This is a genomic window from Actinomadura darangshiensis (assembly GCF_004349235.1).
Taxonomy (GTDB): domain Bacteria; phylum Actinomycetota; class Actinomycetes; order Streptosporangiales; family Streptosporangiaceae; genus Spirillospora; species Spirillospora darangshiensis.
On the sequence record NZ_SMKY01000404.1, the window covers coordinates 1 to 6,533 of the forward strand.

Annotated in this window: 8 protein-coding genes; 1 reads left to right on the forward strand and 7 read right to left on the reverse strand. The window is 73.2% G+C overall.

From position 1 onward, the window contains the following. Positions 1 to 326 (forward strand): phosphotransferase (locus E1293_RS42870; RefSeq protein ID WP_165978671.1); only part of this gene is annotated, 326 nt, incomplete at its 5' end. Here E1293_RS42870 and tsaD read toward each other — a convergent pair. The 7 genes from tsaD to alr form a co-directional block, all read right to left on the reverse strand. Then, positions 323 to 1,357, reverse strand: a complete 1,035-nt coding sequence (tsaD, locus tag E1293_RS42875; protein WP_207939442.1) for a tRNA (adenosine(37)-N6)-threonylcarbamoyltransferase complex transferase subunit TsaD — start codon at positions 1,355 to 1,357, stop codon at positions 323 to 325. The two genes, E1293_RS42870 and tsaD, sit on opposite strands and share 4 nt — an antisense overlap. After that, positions 1,354 to 1,848, reverse strand: coding sequence for a ribosomal protein S18-alanine N-acetyltransferase (rimI, locus tag E1293_RS42880; protein ID WP_424923727.1), 495 nt, complete (start codon positions 1,846 to 1,848; stop codon positions 1,354 to 1,356). Before rimI ends, tsaD begins: the two co-directional genes overlap by 4 nt. Then, a complete protein-coding gene (gene tsaB / locus E1293_RS42885; protein WP_132205231.1) occupies positions 1,845 to 2,525 on the reverse strand; it encodes a tRNA (adenosine(37)-N6)-threonylcarbamoyltransferase complex dimerization subunit type 1 TsaB in 681 nt (226 codons plus the stop codon). The genes rimI and tsaB overlap by 4 nt, the downstream gene beginning before the upstream one ends. Positions 2,526 to 2,561: 36 nt before the next feature. Continuing rightward, positions 2,562 to 3,617, reverse strand: a complete 1,056-nt coding sequence (locus tag E1293_RS42890; RefSeq protein WP_132205233.1) for a hypothetical protein — start codon at positions 3,615 to 3,617, stop codon at positions 2,562 to 2,564. A gap of 127 nt (positions 3,618 to 3,744) precedes the next feature. After that, complete coding sequence (tsaE, locus tag E1293_RS42895; RefSeq protein WP_279473354.1) at positions 3,745 to 4,215, reverse strand: tRNA (adenosine(37)-N6)-threonylcarbamoyltransferase complex ATPase subunit type 1 TsaE; 471 nt, start codon at positions 4,213 to 4,215, stop codon at positions 3,745 to 3,747. Then, the gene (locus E1293_RS42900) at positions 4,212 to 5,288 is read right to left on the reverse strand and encodes an alpha/beta fold hydrolase (RefSeq protein ID WP_132205235.1); all 1,077 of its coding nucleotides are present in this window, start codon (positions 5,286 to 5,288) and stop codon (positions 4,212 to 4,214) included. Before E1293_RS42900 ends, tsaE begins: the two co-directional genes overlap by 4 nt. 11 nt (positions 5,289 to 5,299) lie before the next feature. Next, positions 5,300 to 6,424, reverse strand: coding sequence for an alanine racemase (alr, locus tag E1293_RS42905; protein ID WP_132205237.1), 1,125 nt, complete (start codon positions 6,422 to 6,424; stop codon positions 5,300 to 5,302). Between the last annotated feature and the right edge of the window lie 109 nt (positions 6,425 to 6,533).

Below are 6,533 nucleotides of genomic sequence, written 5' to 3' on the forward strand. Positions count from 1 at the left end.
GGTTCATCCACCGCGACTACCACGCCGACAACACCCTCTGGTCCTACGGCAGGCTCACCGGCGTCGTCGACTGGTCGGACGCCTCGTCCGGCCCCATCGCCGTCGACATCGCCCGCATGCGCCGCGGCCTGGCCCTGCGCTACGGCACGCCCGTCGCCGACCGCTTCCTGTCCTCGTTCGACCAGGTCTCCGGCGGCCACCGGCACGACCCGTACTGGGACGTCCGCAGTCTCCTCGACCTGCTCCCCGAAGACGACCGCCCGATCGACGAGGCCCAAGTCCCCCTCTACGAGGACTACCTGAACAAACTCCTCGCCGACTGCTAGAGGGTTATGGCCTCGATCGGGAGGCTGGAGTCGGCGGGGAGTTCCAGGGCGGACGGGGACGCGCCGGTGGCGACCAGTTCGGAGCCCAGGGCGGCGACCATCGCGCCGTTGTCGGTGCACAGCTTCGGGCGCGGGACGCGCAGCCGCACGCCCGCCGCCTCGCAGCGCTCCGCGGCGAGGGCGCGCAGCCGGGAGTTAGCGGCGACACCGCCGCCGATCAGCAGGTCGTGGACGCCGTTGTCCGTGCAGACCTTCAGCGCCTTCTGCGTCAGCACGTCGACGACGGCCTCCTGGAAGGACGCCGCCACGTCCGCGACCGGGACGGGTTCGCCCGCGCGCTCCTTGCCCTCCACCCAGCGCGCGACCGCCGTCTTCAGGCCGGAGAACGAGAAGTCGTAGGTGCCGTCCTTGTACTTGCCGCGCGGGAACGCGATCGCGGCCGGGTCGCCCTCGCGGGCCATGCGGTCGATCACCGGGCCGCCCGGGAAGCCGAGGTCGAGGACGCGGGCGACCTTGTCGAACGCCTCGCCCGCCGCGTCGTCCACCGTGCTGCCGAGGGAGTGGACCTCGCCCGCAACGTCCGGGACGAGGAGGATCGAGGAGTGGCCGCCCGACACCAGCAGCGCCACGCACGGCTTCGGCAGCGGGCCGTGTTCGAGCTGGTCGACGCACACGTGCGCGGCCAGGTGGTTGACGCCGTAGAGCGGCTTGCCGAGCGAGAGGGCGTAGGCCTTGGCGGCGGCGACCCCGACCATCAGCGCGCCGGGCAGGCCCGGCCCCGCCGTCACCGCGAACGCGTCCACGTCGGTGAACTTCACGCCGGCGTCCGCCAGCGCGCGCTCGACGGTCGGCCCCATCGCCTCCAGATGCGCGCGGGACGCGACCTCCGGCACGACGCCCCCGAACCGGGCGTGCTGGTCGACGCTGGAGGCGATCGCGTCCGCCAGCAGCGCGTGCCCGCGCACGATCCCGACACCGGTCTCGTCGCACGACGTCTCGATCCCGAGGACCAGCGGCTCGTCCCGAATCACATGCTCTCCCGGTTGAAACCCATGGGCGGACGGGCGCGGAGCTTGCGGCACATGACGATCGCGTCCACGTCCGACGGCTGGTAGTAGCGTTTGCGGAGGCCGACCCGCTCGAAGCCGAACCGCTCGTAGAGGCGGTGCGCGGAGTCGTTGTCGGCGCGGACCTCCAGGAACACCGAGTCGCTGCCCCGCCGGGCGGCCTCGTCCAGCAGCTCGGTGAGCAGCGCGGCGCCGATGCCGTCCTTGCGCCGGTCCGGGCGGACCCCGATGGTCTGCACGTCGGCCTGCCCGCCCGCCGCGGCGAGGCCCGCGTAGCCGACGATCTCGCCGCCGGGCGCCTCGGCCACGACGTAGTGCCGGGTGCGGGGCTGGTCGCCGAGCTCGCCGGCGAGCATCTCCTCGCTCCAGGCGTCCTCGGGGAACAGCACCAGCTCCAGCCGGTGCACGGCCGGAAGGTCGGTGCCGGACATGGGGCGCAGGACGATGTCGCTCACGCAGGCGTCACCTTCTTGCGCGGGCCCGGTTCCTTCGCGTCCGGGCGGCGCAGGTAGAGCGGTTCGGGGGGCAGGAGGGCCGGGCCCTTCAGGCCCGCGAGGCGCGCGACGGCCAGCTCGGCGAGGGCGCCGGCGGTCGGCAGCAGCGGCTCGTGCCCGGAAACGCCGAGAACCTCCGGGTAGAGGGCGGCGCCTTCACCGACGACGGGCAGCCCTTCGGGGGCGCCTTCCAGGACGTCCGAGGGTGGGCCGACGGCCGGTTCGGTGGCGCGCGCGCGGGCCGCGTCGTACCGCGCCCAGTACACCTCCTTGCGGCGCGCATCGGTGGCGACGGCGAACGGCTCGTCGCGTCCGGTGGCCCAGGCGATGACGTCCAGGGTGCAGACACCGTGCACCGGGACGCTGAGGGCCTCGCCCATCGCGCGGGCCGTGATCAGCCCGACGCGCAGCCCCGTGTAGGGGCCGGGCCCGACGCCGACGGCGATGGCGCTGAGGTCGTCGGGCGACGCCCCGGCCTCCGCCATCACCCCGGCGATGGACGGGGTGAGCAGCTCGGTGTGCCGCCGCCGGTCGACGGCCTCGGCGAGGCCGCGCGGCACGGCCCCCTCGCCCGGGGTCCACTCGTACAGCGCCACGGTGATCGCGGCGGTCGCGGTATCGAAAGCCAAGACCAGCACGGGTTGAAAGCCTACCGGTCGAACGCGCGGGATGGCTCAGCCCTGGTTGAGGGCCGCCACCGCGGTCTTGGCGATCTCGGTGGCGCCGCCGGTGGCGTTCTTGGACGACAGCGGGTCGCCGTCGTCGGAGCCCGAGTAGTGGATGGTGACGAGGACGTTCCCGAGCCGGACATTGCCGATCGCCTCGCCGGAGCCCTGCTTGCCGTCGACGCTGTAGACGATGTAGCCCTCGTCCCCGACGCCGTTCAGCCGGAGCTTGTCGGTGAGCTTCTGGCCGGCCAGCAGCGCCTTGCCGGACTCGTCGGCGGTCCGCTCGTCGGTGAAGGTCTTGCGGGCCGCGGCCGTGGGCGACTGGTCGGCGCCGCCGGCGATGGCGCGGAGCTCCAGGGTGAGCTGCCGCTTCTTCTCGCCCGCGTAGGCGCCCCACACGCACTGGTTCTGCTGGTCGTCGCCCTGGTAGTTGTCGGCCTCGTTGCGCTCGGAGTCGGGCGCGAGGCGGGCGATCAGGTCCTCGCCGAGGATCGTGCAGGAGTCGGGGACGGAGGCCCGCTCGCCCTTGGACATCGGCGAGCTCTCGGTGGCGCCGCTGCCGACGACCTGACCGGTGCCCTTGTCGCCGCTCCCGCCGACGCCGCTGAGGATGACGAACGCGGCGAGCACGCACACGCCGACGACCGCGATGGCGCCGCCCAGGATGGCGGCCCAGCGCCGCCCGGTGCGGTTCTCCCGCACCACGCGGTGGCTGCCGGTGCGGTAGCCGCCGCTGCCCGCCCGGTAGGAGCCGCTCGGCGTCCGGTAGCCGCCGCTTTCGGTGCGGTAGCCGCCACTGGAGGTCTGGTACCCGCCGCTCTCGGTGCGGTAGCCGCCGCTGCCGGTCTCGTACGGGCCGGTCTCGTACGGGCCCGTCTCGTAGGGGCCGGTCTCCCGCTGGTAGGGGCCGCTACCCGATCGGCCGGACGAGTACCGCTCGTACTCGTCGCGGCCCGCGCCGTATCCACCGCCGTCCTGCCGGTAACCGCCGCCTGACCCGTGGCCACCGTCCGAACCGCGATAGCTGTCGCCGTCACTACCGCTGCGATGGCTACCACTCACCGGTTCCCACTCCCATTGGAAATCGATATGTCGCGTAGGCGAGGTTCGTTCCGGCAAAGAGTACGACATCGAGCTGTAAAGTGGTCCACCCCGAGTGGCAAAAACCGAAGAAGTTGTCCGAGGAAGGTCATCCGGGGCCGAGTTCCAGGTCGGACCAGCGATGACCGACCCCGACGATCCTTACTTCGCGCTGCTCGCCGGGCCCGTCCCCGCGCGAAATGATCAGTTCCAGCCGGTCCTCGGCAAGGCCCTCCGCGAGCCCTTCTCCCCATTCCACGACCGTCACCGATTCGGCGATCGACGCATCAAGATCAAGGTCGTCCAGCTCGGCGAAACCGCCCAGCCGGTACGCGTCGACATGCACCAGCGAAGGGCCGCCCGCCAGCGACGGATGCACCCGCGCGATCACGAACGTGGGCGAGGTGACCGGGCCGCGCACCTTCAGGCCCTCGCCGATCCCCTGCGTCAGCGTCGTCTTGCCCGCGCCGAGGTGCCCGGTCATCACCAGGAGGTCGCCGGCCCGCAGCCGCCCGGCCAGGCGCAGGCCCAGCTCGCGCATGTCCTCGGCGGTCGGGACGGTGACGGTGACGGTCCTCACGCGGTGCGCTCCTCTGCGTAGTCCGGACGGACGCGGTCGATCAGCCGGCGCAGGCCGCCCGTCACCACCCCCGGATATTCCAGCGGCAGCACGTGCCCGGCCTGCTCCACCTCTACCAGCTCCGCGTCCGGCAGCGCCTCGGCGATGCGCCGGGCGTGCGCGGCCGGGGTCAGCCGGTCCCGCCCTCCGGCCGCCACCAGCGCCGGCACCTTACCGAGAACGTCCAGGCAGCCGGTCTTGTCGTGGCCCATCAGCGCCGGATAGAACTCCGCGATCACGTCGATCGGCGTCGCCCGGATCATCTCCTCAAGGAAGCCGACCACCGACGGGCTGATGTGCTTGTCGGCGAACGCCATCTTCCGGGTCACGACGAACGCCAGGTCGGCGCCCAGCCCGCGGGCCTTCTCCACCAGCTCGGCGCGGCGGCCGAGGCCGCGCAGCGTCCGCGGCGCCAGCGGCCGGACGGCCTTGGCCAGCACCAGCGGCAGCCCCAGCGTCATCTCCGCCATGTCGCCGCAGGCGGTGTTCACCAGCGCGACCCCGGCGACCTGCGCGTCGAACAGCGCGGGATGCCGGTCCGCCAGCGCCATGATCGACATCCCGCCCATGGAGTGCCCGGCGAGCACCACGGGACGATCCGGGCCGACGGTCGCCTCCAGCACGGCCCGCAGGTCGTCGCCGGTCTGCTCGATCGTCGCGTTCGCGGCGGCGCTGCGTCCCGAACGGCCGTGGCTGCGCTGGTCCCAGAACACCATGCGGACCGAGCCCCGCAGGTCACGGCGCTGGTAGTGCCACGAATCCTGGTTGAGGGTGTAGCCGTGGCAGAACACGACGGTGAGGCCGGCGTCGTCGGGGCCGTCCACCTCGACGTGCAGCGGGACGCCGTCGTCCGCCCGGACGGGCACCTCCCGCCCACGCAGCTCGCCGAACGGCTCGTCGGCGTCCGGATCCGGCCGCAGCCGCACCCGGCCGACGGCGAGGCGCCGCAACCCGACCGCCGCGCCCACGCCCGCCGCGCCGGCGCCCGCGACGGCCCCGGCGATGCCGATCCTGCGCTTGCTCCTGCTGTCCATGCACGCGCCCCCTACAGCGCCCCTCCCGGGTACGCCCTCGGTACCCGGGACCCGATGCGGGTGACGATCTCATAGGAGATCGTCACCAGCGCGTCCGCCCACTCCTGCGCGGTCGGCTCGCCGCGGTCGCCCGGCCCGAACAGGACGATCTCGTCCCCGGCCGCCAGCCGGTCGTCGCCGAGGTCGATGACGAACTGGTCCATGCAGACCCGTCCGGCGATCGTCCTGCGGCGCCCGCCCGCGAGCACCTCCAGCACGTTGGACCCGTGCCGCGGGATCCCGTCGCCGTACCCGACGGGCACCACGGCCAGGGTGGTCTCCCGCTCGGTGTGGTAGGTGTGACCGTACGACACTCCGCTGCCTGCCGGGACCCGCTTGACCAGCGCCGCGTCCGCCACGAGCGTCATCGCGGGACGAAGCCCGAACGTGCCGAGCGACGGCACCGGCGTCAGCCCGTAGGTGGCGATCCCGGGCCGGACGAGGTCGAACCGCGCCTCGGGCAGCGTCAGCGCCGCCGCCGAGTTCGCGATATGCCGCACCTCGAAGCGGGCGCCGGCCTTCTCCGCGTGCGCCACCATCTCGGTGAACGCTCCGATCTGCGCCGCGATGGACGGGTGGCCCGGCTCGTCCGCGCACGCGAAGTGCGACATGACGCCGGCGACCCGCACGTGGCCCGCCGCCTCCGCCTTCAGCGCCGCGTCGACGAGTGCCTCCCAGTCCTCACCGCGCGCGCCCCCGCGCGACATCCCTGTGTCGGCCTTCAGATGCACCCGCGCCGGACGTCCCGCGCCCTCCGCCGCCCGGACGACCTCGTCCAGCAGCCAGACCGCCCCCACGGTCAGGTCGACGTCCCGCGCGACGGCCTCGCCGTAGGGCTCGCCGGGCACCCCGAGGCACACCAGCGTCCGCACGGTGACCCCGGCGTCCCGCAGCCGCAGCGCCTCGGCCAGCTTCGCGACCCCCAGCCACGACGCGCCCCCGGCCAAGGCGGCGCGGGCGGCCTCGACCAGCCCGTGCCCGTACGCCTCCGCCTTCACCATGGCCATGACCTCGGCCCCCCGCGCACGCTCACGCAGGACCCCGATGTTGTCGCCGATGGCCCCGAGCTCGACCCGTGCCTCCGCAGGAACCCTCATGAAACCCAAGTCTGCCGCCCCAAGGCCCATGCTCGTGGCATCCTCGCCCAGCTCAACCCCAGGACGGCCAGTCCAGTGAGCGCTCCCCCAGCGCCCCTCACACCATAAG

What these genes read in the sequence shown, in the direction of transcription:
- E1293_RS42900 (WP_132205235.1), bottom strand. Translation starts at nt 5,288, where the DNA reads ATGGACAGCAGGAGCAAGCGCAGGATCGGCATCGCCGGGGCCGTCGCG.
- alr (WP_132205237.1), bottom strand. Translation starts at nt 6,424, where the DNA reads ATGAGGGTTCCTGCGGAGGCACGGGTCGAGCTCGGGGCCATCGGCGAC.